At 67.7% G+C, this 16,957-nt stretch carries 19 protein-coding genes; 4 read left to right on the top strand and 15 right to left on the bottom strand.

Going from position 1 to position 16,957, the window contains the following annotated elements:
- Window positions 1–137: 137 nt before the first annotated feature.
- The 3 genes from LLH23_06260 to LLH23_06270 all read right to left on the bottom strand — a co-directional run bounded on the left by LLH23_06260 (window position 138) and on the right by LLH23_06270 (window position 2,715).
- On the bottom strand, window positions 138–545 hold the full coding sequence (locus LLH23_06260; protein MCE5238079.1) for a 4Fe-4S binding protein: 408 nt from the start codon (window positions 543–545) through the stop codon (window positions 138–140).
- Window positions 546–1,778, bottom strand: a complete 1,233-nt coding sequence (locus tag LLH23_06265) for a homocysteine biosynthesis protein (protein MCE5238080.1) — start codon at window positions 1,776–1,778, stop codon at window positions 546–548.
- Between the two features lie 211 nt (window positions 1,779–1,989).
- Window positions 1,990–2,715: a UPF0280 family protein gene (locus LLH23_06270; protein MCE5238081.1), complete on the bottom strand. Its 726-nt coding sequence runs from the start codon at window positions 2,713–2,715 to the stop codon at window positions 1,990–1,992.
- A gap of 199 nt (window positions 2,716–2,914) precedes the next feature.
- Here LLH23_06270 and LLH23_06275 point away from each other — a divergent pair, with 199 nt between their 5' ends.
- A complete protein-coding gene (locus LLH23_06275; protein MCE5238082.1) occupies window positions 2,915–3,847 on the top strand; it encodes a creatininase family protein in 933 nt (310 codons plus the stop codon).
- Between the two features lie 53 nt (window positions 3,848–3,900).
- Here the strand turns inward: LLH23_06275 and LLH23_06280 are convergent, their stop codons facing one another.
- From LLH23_06280 to LLH23_06335, 12 genes are all read right to left on the bottom strand, one after another.
- Entirely contained in the window at window positions 3,901–4,923 is a 1,023-nt protein-coding gene (locus LLH23_06280) for a rod shape-determining protein (protein MCE5238083.1), read from the bottom strand.
- Entirely contained in the window at window positions 4,917–6,200 is a 1,284-nt protein-coding gene (murA, locus tag LLH23_06285) for a UDP-N-acetylglucosamine 1-carboxyvinyltransferase (protein MCE5238084.1), read from the bottom strand. Before murA ends, LLH23_06280 begins: the two co-directional genes overlap by 7 nt.
- Before the next feature lie 239 nt (window positions 6,201–6,439).
- Window positions 6,440–6,853 carry a F0F1 ATP synthase subunit epsilon gene (locus tag LLH23_06290; protein MCE5238085.1) on the bottom strand — a complete coding sequence of 138 codons (414 nt, stop codon included), beginning with the start codon at window positions 6,851–6,853 and terminating at the stop codon, window positions 6,440–6,442.
- A 134-nt stretch (window positions 6,854–6,987) separates the two neighbouring features.
- Window positions 6,988–8,379 carry a F0F1 ATP synthase subunit beta gene (gene atpD / locus LLH23_06295; GenBank protein MCE5238086.1) on the bottom strand — a complete coding sequence of 464 codons (1,392 nt, stop codon included), beginning with the start codon at window positions 8,377–8,379 and terminating at the stop codon, window positions 6,988–6,990.
- Between the two features lie 102 nt (window positions 8,380–8,481).
- Window positions 8,482–9,342 carry an ATP synthase F1 subunit gamma gene (gene atpG / locus LLH23_06300; protein MCE5238087.1) on the bottom strand — a complete coding sequence of 287 codons (861 nt, stop codon included), beginning with the start codon at window positions 9,340–9,342 and terminating at the stop codon, window positions 8,482–8,484.
- A gap of 121 nt (window positions 9,343–9,463) precedes the next feature.
- A complete protein-coding gene (atpA, locus tag LLH23_06305) occupies window positions 9,464–10,981 on the bottom strand; it encodes a F0F1 ATP synthase subunit alpha (GenBank protein ID MCE5238088.1) in 1,518 nt (505 codons plus the stop codon).
- Between the two features lie 145 nt (window positions 10,982–11,126).
- Window positions 11,127–11,684 (bottom strand): ATP synthase F1 subunit delta, encoded by a 558-nt coding sequence (gene atpH, locus LLH23_06310; GenBank protein MCE5238089.1) that lies wholly within the window; start codon window positions 11,682–11,684, stop codon window positions 11,127–11,129.
- On the bottom strand, window positions 11,685–12,206 hold the full coding sequence (gene atpF, locus LLH23_06315) for a F0F1 ATP synthase subunit B (GenBank protein ID MCE5238090.1): 522 nt from the start codon (window positions 12,204–12,206) through the stop codon (window positions 11,685–11,687).
- A 91-nt stretch (window positions 12,207–12,297) separates the two neighbouring features.
- A complete protein-coding gene (gene atpE / locus LLH23_06320) occupies window positions 12,298–12,567 on the bottom strand; it encodes an ATP synthase F0 subunit C (protein ID MCE5238091.1) in 270 nt (89 codons plus the stop codon).
- Window positions 12,568–12,655: 88 nt separating this feature from the next.
- Window positions 12,656–13,438: a F0F1 ATP synthase subunit A gene (atpB, locus tag LLH23_06325; protein MCE5238092.1), complete on the bottom strand. Its 783-nt coding sequence runs from the start codon at window positions 13,436–13,438 to the stop codon at window positions 12,656–12,658.
- A 1-nt stretch (window position 13,439) separates the two neighbouring features.
- Window positions 13,440–13,769, bottom strand: coding sequence for a hypothetical protein (locus LLH23_06330; GenBank protein MCE5238093.1), 330 nt, complete (start codon window positions 13,767–13,769; stop codon window positions 13,440–13,442).
- Between the two features lie 40 nt (window positions 13,770–13,809).
- The gene (locus tag LLH23_06335; protein MCE5238094.1) at window positions 13,810–14,076 is read right to left on the bottom strand and encodes an AtpZ/AtpI family protein; all 267 of its coding nucleotides are present in this window, start codon (window positions 14,074–14,076) and stop codon (window positions 13,810–13,812) included.
- A gap of 192 nt (window positions 14,077–14,268) precedes the next feature.
- On the opposite strand from LLH23_06335, the gene gatC reads away from it, so the two are divergent.
- The 3 genes from gatC to LLH23_06350 all read left to right on the top strand — a co-directional run bounded on the left by gatC (window position 14,269) and on the right by LLH23_06350 (window position 16,854).
- Complete coding sequence (gene gatC / locus LLH23_06340) at window positions 14,269–14,568, top strand: Asp-tRNA(Asn)/Glu-tRNA(Gln) amidotransferase subunit GatC (protein ID MCE5238095.1); 300 nt, start codon at window positions 14,269–14,271, stop codon at window positions 14,566–14,568.
- Window positions 14,569–14,678: 110 nt separating this feature from the next.
- Entirely contained in the window at window positions 14,679–16,142 is a 1,464-nt protein-coding gene (gene gatA / locus LLH23_06345; protein ID MCE5238096.1) for an Asp-tRNA(Asn)/Glu-tRNA(Gln) amidotransferase subunit GatA, read from the top strand.
- A 91-nt stretch (window positions 16,143–16,233) separates the two neighbouring features.
- Window positions 16,234–16,854 carry a DUF1559 domain-containing protein gene (locus LLH23_06350; GenBank protein ID MCE5238097.1) on the top strand — a complete coding sequence of 207 codons (621 nt, stop codon included), beginning with the start codon at window positions 16,234–16,236 and terminating at the stop codon, window positions 16,852–16,854.
- Window positions 16,855–16,957 lie beyond the last annotated feature (103 nt).

A 16,957-nucleotide genomic window follows, 5' to 3' on the forward strand; every position in this document is an offset into this window, starting at 1 on the left:
TTCCCCGCAGGAACGACCGCACCTCCCGGCGACGGCGCCGAGGTCTGAGCCGTCCCGCAGCGGCTCTCTCGGCGCCCAGAGCAACGGGGCCGAGCCATCTCTGGCTCGGCCCCGTCCCGTCTGCGTATTCCGTTGCTCTAGAACGTCAGCTCCATCGCCCGTGGCGGACAGACCGGCACGCACGCCTCGCACGCGATGCACTTGTCGGCATCAAACGCGATATGGCGCGTGTCGGCGTCAATGACGAGCGCCTTGGTCGGGCAGATGGTGATGCAGGCCCCGCACTCGGTGCAGCGGGCCTCGTTGCGCACCACGCCCTGCGCGATCGGCTCCACGATGACACCCCGCTTCTTCAGGCTCTTGAGGGCAGCTTCCAGCCTGGCGTCTTCGCCGGTGAAGCCGATGACCATGAGCCCTTCGCGCTGGGGCGTGATCTCCGCGCGCAGGATGTTGAAGTCCAGTTCGTACGTCTTGATCGTCTCGGAGATGATCGGCTCATCCGAGAGTTTGGGGGGGAAACGCAGCACCACACGTGTGCTCGCCATCTAGCCCACCTCCTTCAGCGTGCGCGTGCGAGCCTTGAGGTGACGTTCAGTGAAAGGCTTGAACTTCACCCCTGAGTCCACCGAGGGCAGCGTCTCCACCGGCTCCGTCAGCAGGAACTGGCCCGACTGGACCTGCTCCTTGAGCACACCGGCGATCTCCTGGGCGCGTACGTATGAGGACAGCGGCGTCGTCGGGACCTGCTTGCCCTCCACCTCGATGGTCCCCGTCTTGAGCTGGGCGTAGCTCACCTGCCCCAGCGGCCCGCGCTCGCCGTATGCATAGCCCCGGCTGTAGTCCACGATGGGGCACACGATGTCCTCGTCGCGGACGGCCGTGAACCGCGCCATGTCGGCGTCCAGGATCGGGATGGGAATGCCGATCCCCAGCGCCAGCGACACGCCGTAGCCGTACATGCTGACCCCGACGACATACCGCGGGTCCATGGCCTTGAGGTCGCCGACGGTCGCGATGGTGCCGGCCCCGCCTGTGGGCGTGCCGTTCTCGCTCCGCGTCGAGGCCGGGTCGTGCTGGGTGCCCTGCCAGAAGATGTACCCCTGTGCGCCGCCGATGAAGATGCGCGACCCGATACCGATGGTGCGGTAGTACGGGTCATTCAGCAGCGGCGAGAGCTGGCCGGCCGAACAGAAGCTGGCCGATCCGAGGTTCTTCTGGAGCACGCCCATGTACGTGTACAGGTCGCGATGCTTGTCCAGGTTCACCGCGCAGTTGTAGTTCTGATAGGCGTTACGCGGGTTGCAGATGAAGGCCTGGTTGAGGTCCGCCAGGCGGATCATCGACTCCAGCTCCCGGCGCGGATAGCAGTCCGTACCGTAGCTCTCGGCCCGCATGGCGATGTCCTTGCCGGCTACGAGGTCGGCGATCACGTGGGCTCCGCCGTAGCGGAACTCGCCCGGATGCTGGCGGTTGAGCGAGTCTCCCTCGGCCACTTCCGTCGCACCGATGTAGCAGTCCACGGCCGCCACACCGGCGTACGCGGGGACGTCGTTCAGCCACACCCGGCTCATCCTCATCCGCGGCTTGGTGTGCCCGAAGTTCAGGAACGCTCCGGACGAGCACATCGGCCCGAAGGTCCCTGTGGTGACGACGTCCACCGTCTTGGCCGCCTGCTTGGCGCCTTGCTCGGCGACGACGTCTATCATCTCCTCGGCGGTCACCACGACCGCCTTGCCCTGCTTGATCTTCTCGTTGATTTCGGCAACCGTCTTAGCCATGCCTGTGGCTCCTGTCTCCGGCGGGCGCGGAGCATGACCGCGCCGGCGCCTGTGATGATGTCCGCTCGGGGCCGCGTCCACAGCGCGCTCGCGTGCGAGCGCAGGGACGCTGACGCATGCCCATGGACATCACCACAGACCGGTCGAGAAACTGCGCTGTCATCTCCGCTATCCCTCCTTTACCAGGGAATGCTGACCATCGCCGGGCCCGCTACGGCGGCCCCACTGCCGTCAGCTCAAACTCCCCCCACACACCCATCGTCTCCCCCACGATCACCAGGGCCTGCCTCACGCCCGGGGCCGTCTGCGCCCACTCCATGGCCGCCGGCACGTCTGCCGCGCTCTGCACACGGTTCCCCAGCGCCGAGGCGAACGCATCCGCCAAGGCACCGTCGTCTGCCGCGATCAGCGCGGCATCCGCTCTCCCGAAGCTCAGCGAGTGCCCCACCGTGCCCGAGCTGGTGCAGACCCCCAGGCTACCCGCCGGGATCTTGAGCCCAAGCTTGCCGCTCAAGGGAGACTGGCCGGCCTGAATGCCGATAACTCTACTAACTTTACTGATTATATATATATCCCCACCGTTTTCAACCACTATTTGCGCCGAATGCGGCTGCAAAGCCCGGGCGACGCTCTCCGCCACCGCCCCGGCCACCGCCGCCATCGGCCCCACCCCCGCCTGCTGCGCCGCCTCGTACATGGCCCGCACGACCGGCGGACAGGCCCTGCGCGTCGGCAGTGGCTCGAGGCTGGTCAGGAACCGACGGTCCAGGCCGATCTCCTGCTCGATGTCCTCACGCAACGCGCGCACGATCGCGAACCCCCGCGCTGCCTGGTCGCTCTCGGCGCTGACCAGCAGGTCAGTCTCAGCGACACACACACGGAAGCTGACGAGGTCGTCAGACCCGGCCTGGTTGCGGTACACCCGTGGCTGGAACATGGTCCGCACATGCGACGACACGCCCGGCGGCACCGGACGTGGTGGGATGTCGGCACTATACCACAGGCCCCCGGTCTCGGCAAGCGCCCAGGCCGCCGGGCTCACCTCGCAGGCAGGAACGACAGGCCCTGCCGACCAATCATCCCGTCATCGTTCTGGCCAACGTCGTATCCAGACCGCTTCGCGTCGGAGGCTGCCCATGCCCGAGGTCCGCTTTGACCGCATGGTCCCGTCGGAAGTCGTGGCGCGACGAGACGCCCGCAGCCTCGCCTATCTCCCTGTCGGCTCCCTCGAGTGGCATGGCCCCCACATGCCCTTTGGCACGGACTACATGACCGTAGGCTACCTCGCCGAACAGGCCGCCTCGCGTTTCGGGGGCGTGGCCTTCCCGCCTGTCTACTACGGCGATGTCCGCTACATCCTGCAGGAATGCCGTCAGGAGTGGCGGCGCAGCTACCAGCAGGCCATGCGCGTTTCGGAGGGCGCCCCGGCAGCCTTCCCGCTCCAGGCCCACGATGGCTCACCCGGCTACGACTGCCCCACTGCCCCCGACGACGGCGAGCCGGCCGAGCACCCCCTGCCCTTCGACAAGGCCGGCATGGAGCAGCGCTTCGCCGAGAGCCTCGCGGCGATCCTGCTCTCGATCCACCTGTACGGCTTCCGCCACATCATCCTGCTTCCCGGCCACGGCCCCAACCCGGCCTACTGCCGGCGCGCTGAGGACATCTACGCCCAGAACGTTCGCCGCCGCGCTTCCTTCGGCGAGCCCGCCCGCACCATGACGTGGTTCTACATCGAGGCCGCCAAGGAGTTCGAGCCCTGGCTTGCCCAGTTCTGGATCCACGCCGACAAGTGGGAGGGGTCATTGACGATGGTGGCGGCGCCGGGGACGGTCAAGCCTGAGTGCCTGCCCCAGGACCGCTCGGAGTTGGCCCCCGCCTATCTGGGCCATCCGTACCTTCACGAGGACACAGGCTACAGTGAGGAGTACAAGCACCTGTGGGAGGGGTTCGACGCTCTCGACCCGCGCAACGACACCAACGAGACCTATGGGCGACAGCAGTGGGAGGGGATCATCGAGCGGTTCGGCGAGGCCGTCGAGCAGTGGCTGACCAACCAGGGATCCGGCTAGTCGCCGTTGCCGTTACCCTTGACCCTCGACCCCTGACCCTCGTCCCTATCCCCCTACCGGGCTGGACGCAAGGTGTGTCGTCGCTGCAGGGTCTCGATGGCTTCGAGAACCCTCCCCGTGCCGATCGCGACGGACGACATGGGGTCATCGGCGACGTGGACGGGGATCTGGGTCTCCATCTGCAGGATCAGGTCAATGCCGCCGAGCAACGCGCCCCCGCCGGTGAGGGTGATGCCCCGCTCAATGATGTCGGCAGCCAGCTCCGGCGGCGTCTTCTCCAGGATCGTCTTCACCGCGGCCACGATCTGGGAGACGCTCTCGAAGAGCGCGTCGCGCACCTCAATGGAGCTGACGGTGACGGTCTGCGGGAGACCGGAGACGATGTCCCGCCCCCGCACCTCCATCTCCTGTTCCCCGTTCGTCTTGCACGCCGACCCGATCTGGATCTTGATGTTCTCGGCCGTGCGCTCACCGATATCCAGATTGTAGACCCGCCGGATGTGGCGAATGATCGCCTCATCGAGTTGGTTGCCGCCCACCCGCAGCGAGTCGCTGACAACGATGCCGCCCAGGGAGATGACCGCGATGTCGGTCGTGCCCCCACCGATGTCCACGACCATGTTCCCGCCGGGGTTGGCGATGGGGAGCCCGGCCCCGATGGCGGCGGCCATGGGCTCCTCGATGGGGTAGGCGTCGCGGGCGCCGGCCGCACGCGCAGCGTCCAGAGCGGCGCGCTGCTCCACGCTGGTGGCGCCCGAGGGGATACACACAACGACGAGGGGCTTGAACAGGCGGGCGCGGTTCCCGCAGGCCTTGCGGATCAGGAAGGCCAGCATGTCGCGGGTCACGGAGTAGTCCGCGATGACGCCGTCGCGCAGGGGGCGAATGGCCACGATGGTGCCGGGCGTGCGCCCCAGCATCTCGCGCGCGTCCTCCCCCACCGACAGCACCCGCCGCGTGGCCTTGTCTATGGCAACGACCGACGGCTCGCGCAGAACGACGCCCCGCCCCCGCGCGTACACTACGATGTTGGCTGTCCCCAGATCAATCCCCAGACGCTCGCCCAGGCCTAGCATACGGCCTCCTCGATGGCGTGCTGCTGGCGATGGACCTGTGCGCCCAGGGAGGTCAGTTTGCCCTCGAAGTCCTCATAGCCCCGGTCGAGCTTGTCCGCACCCGATACCTCCGTGTGGCCGTCGGCCGCCAAGCCTGCCAGCACCAGCGCCGAGCCGGCGCGCAGGTCGGTCGCGACCACCGGCGCCCCCGAGAGCTTCTCGACCCCGCGAATGATCGCCACCCGGTCCTTGACCTGTATGTCGGCACCCATCCGCAGCAGTTCATCGGTGTACGTGAACCGCATGTCGAAGATCGTCTCCTCGATGACGCTCGTGCCGGTGGCAATGCACCCGACTACGGCCATGTTCGGCTGCAGATCGGTGGGGAAGCCCGGGTAGGGGTTGGTGGTGATCTCCACGCTGCTGGGCCGGTTGACGGCTCGCAGGCGGATGGCATTGCCCTGACGCTCGATGTGGGCTCCGGCTTGCTTCAGGTCCGGCAGCACGACATCCATGTGCTCGGGCACGCAGTGCGTGACGGTGACGTCGCCCCGGGTGATCAGTCCGGCGATCAGGAAGGTCCCGGTCTCCATGCGGTCGGCAATCGCCGTGGCCTGCCCCGGTGCCAGCCGCTTCACCCCGCGAATGACCAGCCGCGAGGTCCCCATTCCCTGAATGTCAGCTCCGCACGACTGCAGGAACTGCTCGCAACTCACGACTTCGGGCTCCCGAGAGGCGTTCTCGATGATCGTGACGCCCTCGGTCAGCACGGCGGCCAGGAGCAGATTGACGGTTGCCCCGACGCTGCGGGTGCGGCCGTCCAGCAGCAGCTCGGTGCCCTGCAGGTGGGCGCCGCGCGCATGCATGACCCCACCCTCGATGCGGACATCGGCCCCCAACTCCCGGAACCCCTTGATGTGGTAGTCCACCGGCCGTTGCCCGAGCACGCAGCCCCCGGGCAGCGGCACCTCGGCCTCGCCGAACCGGGCCAGCAGCGGTCCGGCTACGTAGAACGAGGCCCGCATGGCGCGCATCAGTTCATCCGGGGGGGCGAGGGAACTGATGTTCGAGGCGTCAATCTTCAGACAGTCCCGGCCGACGAAGGTGCAGCGAGCGCCCAGCGCTCGCAGCAACTCAATCATGATCAGGACATCGGTGATCTGGGGGACGTTCTCGACGACGGTCTCGCCCTCAATCAGCAGGGCGGCGGCGAGGAGCGGCAAGCTTCCGTTCTTGGAGCCACTGATGCGGACTTCGCCCTGCAGCGGCCGACCCCCGACAATGTGGAGCGTGTCCACCGGCGGTCCCTCTCTTTCCCACGAATGCTGCTGCGTTTGCTGTGCGCCGGGGCACTGATCCGACCCTCTCGCGCAACCACCCGGCACGATGCTGTGCTGCGATTATGACTGCGTTGTGGACAGAGGCGGAAATGGCGTTGCAGACGGATACCCGCGTGGCCGGGCCGTGGTCTGCGGGGCGTGGCAACTCGCCGCACCGGCGGCGGTTAAGGGCATGTTACCCCAAACCACACAGGGTGTCAATGCGGCGGCTCACCGGCGACGCGCAGGCGGTTGATGGCCCGCAATAGCGCCGCCTCAGCCCGGTTGAGGTCCACTTGGGGGCTCTTCCGCTGTGCCAACCGCTCTCGCGCACGCCCCACCGCGGCACGGGCACGGTCCACATCAATCCCCTCCGCCGGCTCCGCCGCGTCGGCCATGACCGTCACCCGACCGTCCCGGAGGTGCAAGATCCCGCCGGCCAGGGCGAAGTGCCGCCAGTCCGATCCCCTGCGCACCCGCAGGTCGCCGACCCCGAGCTGTGAGATCAACGGCGCGTGGTGTGGGAGCATCCCGAAGTAGCCGTCGAGACCGGGCGCCACTACGCCGTCGGCCTCACCCTCGAAGGTGATCCCGTCGTGTGTCACTATCTCAATGTGGAGTTGCTTCGCCATGGTATCAGTACTGCGCGTCCGCGGCCGTGCCGCGTGCGCGGGCGTGTCCTCACGCCCGCGATCCGCAGGCCGCCACAGGCCGCGCGCGTGAGGACACGCGCGCCCACGCGGTCCCTGCGCCGCCCACGCGGTCTCTAGACCGTCACTTCCTGCGCCTTCTTGCGTACGTCGTCGGCCGTGGCCACCATGCGGAAGGCGCTCTCGGGCAGGTTGTCCATCTCCCCGGCCAGGATCTCCTCGAACCCGGAGATGGTGTCCTCGATGTTCAGGTAGGCGCCCGGCATGCCCGTGAAGACCTCCGCCACAAACATCGGCTGGGTCAGGAACTGCTGGATGCGCCGGGCGCGCGCCACGACGACCTTGTCGTCCTCACCCAGCTCATCAATCCCGAGGATGGCGATGATGTCGCGCAGGTCCTTGTACCGCTGCAGGATCTCCTGCACGCCGCGGGCGACCCGGTAGTGCCGCTCGCCCACGACCTGCGGGGACAGCATGCGCGAGGCCGAGTCCAACGGGTCCACCGCCGGGAAGATCGCCTGCTCGAACAGCTCACGAGACAGATGGATGCTCGCATCCAGGTGCGCGAACGTGGTGGCCGGCGCCGGGTCGGTGTAGTCGTCCGCCGGGACATACACGGCCTGCACCGAGGTGATCGAGCCTTTGAGGGTCGAGGTGATGCGCTCCTGAAGCTGCCCCATCTCGGTCGCCAGCGTGGGCTGGTAGCCTACGGCCGACGGCATGCGCCCCAGCAGGGCCGAGACTTCGGCCCCCGCCTGGGTGAAGCGGAAGATGTTGTCCACAAACAGCAGCACGTCCTGGCCGGCGACGTCGCGGAAGTACTCCGCCATCGTCAGGGCCGTCAGCCCCACCCGCAGGCGGGCGCCGGGCGGCTCGTTCATCTGACCAAACACCAGGCATGTCTGGGGCAGGACGCCGGATTCCTTCATGTCCAGCCAGGTGCCGTTGCCCTCGCGGGTGCGCTCCCCCACCCCGCCGAACACTGACACGCCCTCATGGCCGGTGGCGACGTTGTGGATCAGCTCCATGATGAGCACGGTCTTGCCCACCCCCGCGCCGCCGAACAGACCGATCTTGCCGCCGCGGGGGAACGGGCACAGCAGGTCAATGACCTTGATCCCGGTCTCGAACTGCTCGAGGGCGACCGACTGCTCCTGCAGCGGCGGGGGCTCCCGGTGGATCGGCATGACCTCCGCGTCCACCTGCGGCATGCCGTCAATCGGGTTGCCGAGCACGTCGAACATGCGCCCGAGGGTCTGCGGGCCGACCGGTACCGAGATCGGGGCGCCGGTGTCCTCGCCGACCATGCCCCGCACCAGCCCGTCCGTCGAGGCCATCGCCACGCAGCGGACCAGGTCGTCGCCCAGGTGCTGGGCCACCTCGACCACCAGATCAATGTGCTTGGCCTTATCCTGGATGCGGACGGCGCTGAGCAGCTTGGGTAGCTCCCCCGCCGGGAAGCGGAGGTCCACCACGGGTCCGCGTACTTGTGCGACTTTGCCAGCCATGTTAGTCCTCTTCATCGGTCGCGTGGCTGGGCGTGTCCCCACGCCCCAAACGTCGCTCACACTGCGCGCGTGGCGACACGCGTGCCCACGCGCTCTGTATCCTCAGTCTTCCTGCGACAGGGCGTCAGCGCCGCTGACGACCTCCAGCAGCTCGGTCGTGATCCCCGCCTGCCGTGCCCGGTTCAGATCGCGCACCAGGTTCTGGCGCAGCTCTGCCGCGTTTTCCGTGGCCGCCGACATGGCCGTCATGCGGGCGGCCTGCTCGGCTGCGGCTGCCTGAAGCATCATGTTGACGATCTGCGCCTCGACCGTGCGAGGCAGCAGTCCCGCCAGCAACTGCTCAGCCGGCGGCTCGAAGATGTACTCGCCCGTGGACGTCTCCGCCCCGTCGCTCCCGACAATCGGCAGCAACTGCTGCAGCCGCGCCGGGCGCCGCAACGGCGAGATGAACTCAGTGTAGATCATGTCCAGACGGTCAATGCGCCCGGCGTCGAACAGGCCTCGGGCCGTTCGCGCCCCCTGCACCGCCTCCCGGCTATCGCCGGTGCCCGGCGCGGCCATGCTGAACACGTCATTCCAGCCCCGCCGTCGCGCGAACTCCGTCGCCCGGGCCCCCACGGTCAGCACCGTCACCGGCACATCCTGGTCGGCCATGTACTGCTCAGCCAGACGGAAGATGTTGGCGTTGTGGCTCCCGGCCAGGCCCTTGTCCCCTGCCACGATGATGAGCCCGACGTTCTCCACTGTCCGCTCCTGCAGATACGGGTGCAGGTCGGCGGGCACGTGGGCGGCCACGTCGGCGGTGATCTCCGACAGGCGGCGCAGATACTCGCGGCTCGACTCCACGCGCGGCTGGACGCGCTTGAGACGGCTCGCCGCCACCATCTGCATGGCGCGAGTGATCTGCCAGATATTGCCGACGGTCTTGATCTTCCGCCGGATGACTCTCAGGTTGGCGCCCATGCTCTCCAGGGGTCTGTCCCCGTGAGACCGGCCGCACCGGTCTCTGAGGGGGCTGACCCCGACTCCTAGTCCTGATCTTGACTGCCGGGGTCAGCCCCCTGCGGGGACAGACCCCTCCCGCCTAGCTCGCCTGCTTCTGCGTCCGCTGGCGCAGGAAGTGCTGGATCGCCTCGCGCAGCGCCTCGCCGTCGGCGTCGTCCAGCCTGAGTGTCTCCGTCAGTCGCCGCACCAGCTCAGGGTACGCCTCGTGCACGAACTTCACGAGCTGCGGCGCCAGCGCGTGGACTTCCTCCACCTCGACCTGGTCCCACAACCCCTGCGTGCCCGCGTAGATCGTGATGACCTGGTCCACGACCGACACCGGCTCGTACTGGTTCTGCTTCAGCAGCTCCATCATGCGGCCGCCGCGCGCCAGCGTCGCGCGCGTGTTGGCGTCCAGATCGGACGCGAACTGCGCGAAGGCGGCGAACTCGCGATAGCTGGCCAGGTCGAGTTTGAGCCGACCCGCGACCTGCTTCATGATCTTGGTCTGCGCGGCGCTGCCCACGCGGCTGACGCTCATGCCGATGTTGATGGCCGGCCGCTGCCCGGCGTAGAACAGGTCGGGCTCCACGTAGATCTGCCCATCGGTGATGGAGACGAGGTTCGTCGGGATGTAGGCCGAGAAGTCGCCCTCCTGCGTCTCGACGATGGGCAAGGCGGTGAGGCTGCCCCCGCCCTTCTCGTCCGACAGCTTGGCGGCGCGCTCAAGCAGCCGGGAGTGCAGGTTGAAGATGTCGCCGGGGAAGGCCTCGCGGCCCGGGGGCCGGCGGAGCAGCAGCGACACCTCGCGGTACGCCCGGGCGTGCTTGGTCAGGTCGTCGTAGACCACCAGAGCATGGCCCCCGCCGTCGCGGATGTCCTCGCCGATGGCGCAGCCCGCATACGGGGCGATGTACTGCAGGGCCGACGGGTCGGCCGCGGTGGCCGCCACGATGCAGGTGTACTCCATCGCGCCATGCTCTTCGAGCACGGCCCGCAGGCGCGCTACCTCGGCCGTCTTCTGGCCGATGGCCACGTAGATGCAGTAGACGCCCTTGCCCTTCTGGTTGATGATCGTGTCCGTGGCGATGGCCGTCTTGCCAATCTGGCGGTCGCCGATGAGCAGCTCGCGCTGCCCGCGACCGATCGGGATCATCGAGTCCACGGCCTTCAGGCCGGTCTGCAGCGGCTCGCTGACCGGCTGGCGCTCAATCACGCCGGGGGCGCGCTGCTCCAGCTCCATCCACTTGTCGCTGACGATCGGGCCGCCGCCATCCAGCGGCTCGCCCAACGGGTTCACGACCCGGCCGAACAGCGCGGGCCCGACGCGGGTGCCCGAGATCCGACCTGTGCTGCGCACTTCGTCGCCCTCGACGATGCCTTCATCCGGCCCCAGCAGGATGCAGCCCACGTTGTCTTCTTCGAGATTGAGCACGATGCCCATGACGCCGCCGGGGAACTCCACCAGCTCGTTCGACATGGCCGCGGACAGCCCGTACACGCGCGCGATGCCGTCGCCGACCTCCAGCACGGTACCGGTGTTCGCCATCTCCACGCGGGACTCGTACTCCTGCAATTCCTGCCTGAGTATCCCTGTGACTTCCTCGGGTTTCAGCACGGCTTGCTCCTCACTGCGGTGCGGCGCCGTTCATGACGCCAGTGTCGTCCAGTAACGCACGCGGCGGCTGTAACTGTCCAGTAGCGCGGGCGGCTCGCCCGCGCACGGCCCGGGCAGGCGAGCCGCCTGCCCTACTGAACTCGAGCTAGCCCAGCGCCGCCCTCTCGGTGCGCTGGAACTCCTGTCGCAGACTCTCCAGGCGACCGCGGACGCTGCCATCTATGAGCAGGTCGCCCACTTTCACCGATACCCCCGCGATAACGCTCCGGTCCACCTTGGCGGTCAGCACGATCTGCAGCCCCAGCAGGCCCGACAGGGCCTCCTGCAGCCGCTGCTGCTGTTCGTCCGACAGCGGCAGGGCGCTGCGCACCTCTGCGTGCCGGATCCCGGCCGCCTCGTCCTGCAGCCGCGCGAAGACCGTCCCTGCGTGGTGCAGTACGCCCAGCCGATGCTTTTCGATCAGCAGGTCGGCGAACCGCGCGAGCAGCGGTGGCGCGGCGGGGCCCATCAGGCGCAGCAGCACCGCTCGCTTCTGCGCATGCGGCAGGCGCGGGTCTGACAGCGCGTTGCGCAGACGCGTGTGCAGGCGGTACATCTGCTGCACCTCGTGCAGCGTCACCCCGACCTGATCGGCCAGCCCGGCCTCGTGAGCGAGGCCGAAGAGGGCGGCAACATATCGTCGCGCGATGCGTTCGCTGATCATCTAGCCGGGCCTCTGCTCGCGCGCGGCGCGCTCGATGTCGCGCAGGAAGTCGTCCACGAGCGCCTCCTGGCGCTGCTCATCGAGGGCTTCCCGGATCACCTTGCCCGAGATCTCGACGGCCAGGTCGCTCACGGTGCGGCGCAGTTCGGCCAGGGCGATCTCCTTGCTGCGCTCGATCTCCCGCTGGCCCTGCTCAATGAGTTCCTGGCGCTCTCGCCGGCCCTCGGTGTGCATCTCGGCGATGGCGGCCTTGGCTTCCTGGGTCAGGCGCGCAATCTCGGCCCGCGCGCTCTCACGCTCGGTCTGCAGTTCCGCCTGCAGGCTCTCGTGCCGCTGCTTGGCCTCGTCGTTGAGCTGCTTGGCCTCGTTGATGCGGCCCTCAATCTCCCGGGAGCGGTCACCCAGGAACTGCGCGATCGGGGCCCACAGGTACGCCTTGAAGAACCACAGCAGCAGCAGGAAGCCGATAATGTTGATGAGCAGCGCTCCGGGCTCGATGCCCAGGTCGTGGAGAAGCTGCATGGTGTGTCCCTTTCTCGCCCGTAGAGCGCGGCTCTCCAGCGCCGCAGGCAGGACTGCGTGCGGCCCTGCAGAACCGCGCTCCGGGGCTCTGCTACTGCCCGACTCTGGCTCGAATCACGTCCAGGACGGGAGCCAGCTTGCCCATGAGGATCAGGGCCAAGACGAAGGCGTAGATGACCAGCGACTCGATGAGCGCCAGGGCGATCAGCATTACCCGCTGGATGTCCGCCACGGCATCGGGCTGCCGCGCGATGGCTTCGAGAGCCGAGGCGGCGGCGCGTCCCTGCCCGATGGCTGCCGACAGGACCGCGATGGACACTCCCAGCCCAACCGCCAGCGCCAGTGCAGCTTCGTAAGTCATGTTCGTACCTCTTTCCTCATCCGTCCGGCCGACCCGGACTGTGGCCCGTAGGGGGCGTGCAAGGCTAGGGACGGGCGCGGGGCCCGTGTCAGGCGGCGGGGGTCGCATCGGTCGCGACCGGCCCCGGCGCCTCCTCGTGTGCGACGTGTTCCTCGTGCCCTTCGTGCTGGGTCGCCATCCCGATATAGGCCGCGGTTAGCGTAGTGAACACGAAGGCCTGGATGAACCCACCGAAGATGGCGAACGCGACCATCGGCAGGTGCAGCGGCAGGGGCACGTGGATGGCGTGGAAGATCTGCGTGGACAGGTCCAGGAAGGCCGCGACCGTCTTGTCCTCGCCGAAGATGTTGCCGAACAGACGCACCGACAGCGACACCGGTTTGGCCAGCTCACCGATGACGTGGATGGGGATGTTCAGCGGGGCCAGCCACGGCGGGTCGCCCATGAAGTGCTTCAGGTACCCCAGCCCGCTGGCGCGGAAGCCGAAGTACTGCACCGCGCAGAACACGACGATGGCCAGCGCCACGGTCATGTTCAGGCTGGTCGTGGGCGACAGACAGCCGGGGATGATCCCGAACATGTTCAGGAAGAAGATGTAGATGAACAGCGTGGCCAGCAGCGGCAGGTACTTCTCTCCCCCCGTCCCGATCACGCCCACCGCAAAGCCTCGGAAGACCTCGTAGACCCACTCCCACAGGTTCTGCCACCCGCGGGGGACGGCCGTCATGCGGCGGGTGCCCAGCACGACGAGCACCACCAGGATGAGCATGACCGTCCAGTTCGCCAGGGTAAAGACGTTGACGAAGCCGTGGCCCCACTTCTCGATCAGGGGCTCGAACGCGTTGTACCAGGTCTGCAGTTGCTCTTCCATCTCAGGCTTTCGGCTCGGCCCCCGCCGCGCGCGGTGCTGCCGCGTACACGTGGACCAGGAAAACGACCAGGGATAGGGTGTAGCCGCCCAGGAGCAGCAGCGCATTGCGGCGCAGCGACACCACCAGCACATACAGCACACCGAGAATGAGCGGGTACTTCAGGAGGTGCACGACCAGCAGCAGCGTCTGCCGGGGCCCACGCGGTCCGGGGCCCAGGCCCCCCACCATCGCGCGCAGCCCGGACATGGTCAGCGCGCCCAGAACCAGACCCAGGGCGAAGTCCAACACTCCCGGCAGCCCGGTCCGCAGGGCGACAACCGCCGCGGCCATACCTGCAACGCCGCCGATGACCGCGTGCCGGCTCACTGTCTCATCGCTTCCCGGTCCCCGCCATCTTCACCAGCCGGAACATCTGGACGAAACCGGCGGCGGCGCCCAGTAAGGCGCCCAGCGCGGTCAACCAGGGCTCGGTGTGCAACTGCCTGTCCAGCCACATGCCGCCCAGCGTCCCCAGGGCCACGCTGCCTGCCAGCAGGAAGCCAATGCCGCTCAGGATGGCGACAGCACGCCAACCGGCCGCCGCGCGCGCGGCGCTCGACGCCGCCTCACGCCTCCGCCGGTCTTCCTCGTCACCCATGCCCGTACCCATTCTTCACGGTGACGTGGCCGTGGCGGTACTGCCACGTGACCACCTCACCGCCGCCGATAATACGCCCCTGCTCCCCGCCTGTCAACAGCCCTGGCGCCCTTTCTGACGCCTCGGTTGACGCCCCCGCCTCCGCTCTGATAAACTGGCCCTATCCCCTTAGAATGTACGCCGGAGTTCGACATGGCTGAAGTAACCAGGGACGACATCCGTCACGTCTGCAAGCTGGCCCGCCTGGACCTTTCCGACCAGGAGATGGATCGCGTCGGCGCGGAACTGAACCGCATCATGGGCCATTTCCAGGAGCTGCAGCTCCTGGACACCAGTGAGGTCCCCATCACCTCCCACGCCATCCCGATGAAGGACGTCTACCGCGACGACGCCACCCGTCCGTCGTTGTCCGTCGCCGAGGTCGTGGGCAATGCCCCGGATGCCGTCGAGGGCTTCTTCCGCACCGCGCTCTTCATGGAGACCGAGGAGTAGCCGCCCGGTCGCGAGAGAGTGTGGGAGGGGTCACCGACCTCGACCGTAGCACCACCAACAGGCTGTGGGAGGGGTCACCGACCCCGACCGGCCCTCAGGAGATGTACGCCGTGCAACTACACGAAATGACCGCCTGGCAAGTGGCGGAGCTGCTGCGCAAGGGTGAGGTCTCAGCCGTCGAGACGGTCACCGCCTGCCTGGACCGCATGACCGCTGTCGAGGACCGCGTGCGGGCCTTCATCACCCCGACGCCCGAAGCTGCCCGGCAGCAGGCCGCCACCCTGGACGAGCGCCGCTCCCGCGGCGAGGCCCTCCCGCCGCTCGCCGGCATCCCCATCGCCCACAAGGACCTGCTCTGCACCACCGGCGTCCTGACGACCTGTGCCAGCGAGATCCTGCGCAACTTCGTCCCGCCGTACACCGCCACGGTCGTCGAGCGCTGCGACGAGGCCGGCCTGCCCATGGTCGGCAAGACGAACATGGACGAGTTCGCCATGGGCTCCTCGACCGAGAACTCCGCCTTCCAGATCACCGCGAACCCGTGGAACCTGGAGTGCGTGCCAGGCGGCTCGAGCGGCGGCTCCGCAGCCGCCGTTGCAGCCGGCGAGGCCTTCTGGGCCCTGGGCTCCGACACGGGCGGCTCGATCCGCCAGCCCGCCGCGCTCTGCGGCCTCGTGGGCATGAAGCCCACCTATGGCCGCGTCTCGCGGTATGGCGTCGTGGCCTACGCTTCGTCTCTCGACCAGGTCGGCCCGCTCGCCAAGGACGTGCGCGACTGCGCCTTGCTGCTGGGCGTCATCGCGGGCAAGGACGAGCGCGACTCGACCGCCGCTGACCTGCCTGTACCCGACTACACCGCCCGCCTCGGCCAGGACGTCAAGGGCCTCAAGTGCGGTCTGGTGCATGAGCTGCTCTACGGCGAGGGGATCGCCCCGGAGGTGCGTGCGGCCGTTGAAGAGGCCGTCAAGACGCTTGAGGGCCTCGGGGTGACCTGCGAAGAGGTCAGCCTGCCCAACTCGGAGTACAGCCTCCCGGTGTACTACATCATCGCCCCGGCGGAGTGTTCGAGCAACCTCGCCCGCTACGACGGCGTCCGCTACGGCCACCGCACCGCGCAGCCGACCGAGGACATCTACGACATGTTCGCCAACAGCCGCGCCGAGGGCTTCGGCCCCGAGGTGCGCCTGCGCATCATCAAGGGCACCTACGTCCTGAGCGCCGGCTACTACGACGCCTACTACCAGAAGGCCCTCCAGGTCCGCACGCTCATCAAGCGGGACTTCGAGCGGGCCTACGAGAAGTACGACTTCCTCCTCTGCCCCACCTCACCGACCGTCGCCTTCAGGATCGGCGAGAAGGCCGACGACCCGCTGGCGATGAAGCTGGCGGACATCTGCACCCTTCCCATCAACCTGGCCGGCATCCCGGCGATGAGCCTTCCCTGCGGCATGTCCGACGGTCTGCCCATCGGGATGCAACTGATGGGCCAGCCCTTCGACGAGCCGACGTTGCTGCAGGTGGCCTACGCCTACGAGCAGGCCACGCCGTGGCATGAGCAGCGCGCCGCGCTGTAGAAGGCGCCGACGCCCCCCCGGATCCTGCTTGCGCTAGGCGCAGGATGGCGTACCTTGTCGCACACATCATCTCAGGAGAGTGTCATCTGACATGCGCAGGGGTTTCACGCTTATTGAGCTTCTCGTCGTCATCGCTATCATCGCCATTCTCGCCGCGATCCTCTTCCCCGTCTTCGCCAAGGCCCGTGAGAAGGCCCGCCAGTCGAGTTGCTTGAGCAACTCCAAGCAGATTGGCCTGGCCATGCTGCAGTACGCCCAGGACTACGACGAGATCCTGCCGCGGGTGAACATCCACCCCAACGCCACGGACTACTACGGGTGGATCTCGCTGGTCCAGCCGTACGCCAAGAATGCCCAGATGTTCACCTGTCCCTCGCGCCCTGACCTGAAGTGGAACCAGGTCGTCACGACCTACTCCGGTTTTGGCTACGGCTACTTCGGCCCCAATGGCGGCGGTGTCGCAGGCCTGGCCCTGGGCGCCATCTCCGCCCCGGCGTCCTGTGTCATGCTGGCCGACTCCCCGTCCAACGGCTACTACGTCATAGACGGCACGCTGGACTCGAGCGACAATGGCTTCCCGCCCGAGCCCCGGCACAACGACGGCGCCAACTTCTGCTTCTGCGACGGCCACGGCAAGTGGCTGGCCAAGACGAAATACTCCGCGTGGAGCGGCACGGTCGCCCCGCCTGACGCTACGCTGTGGACCCCGTAGCCGCGTGATCCTGCCTATCCAGGGCCTGCGCCCCCTCCCGGGGCGCAGGCCTTTTCGTTTCCCCCGGCGAAATGTCCCGTTCTACCGTCGCTTCCATCCAAGG

The organism is bacterium (assembly GCA_021372615.1).
Lineage (GTDB): Bacteria > Armatimonadota > Zipacnadia > Zipacnadales > UBA11051 > JAJFUB01.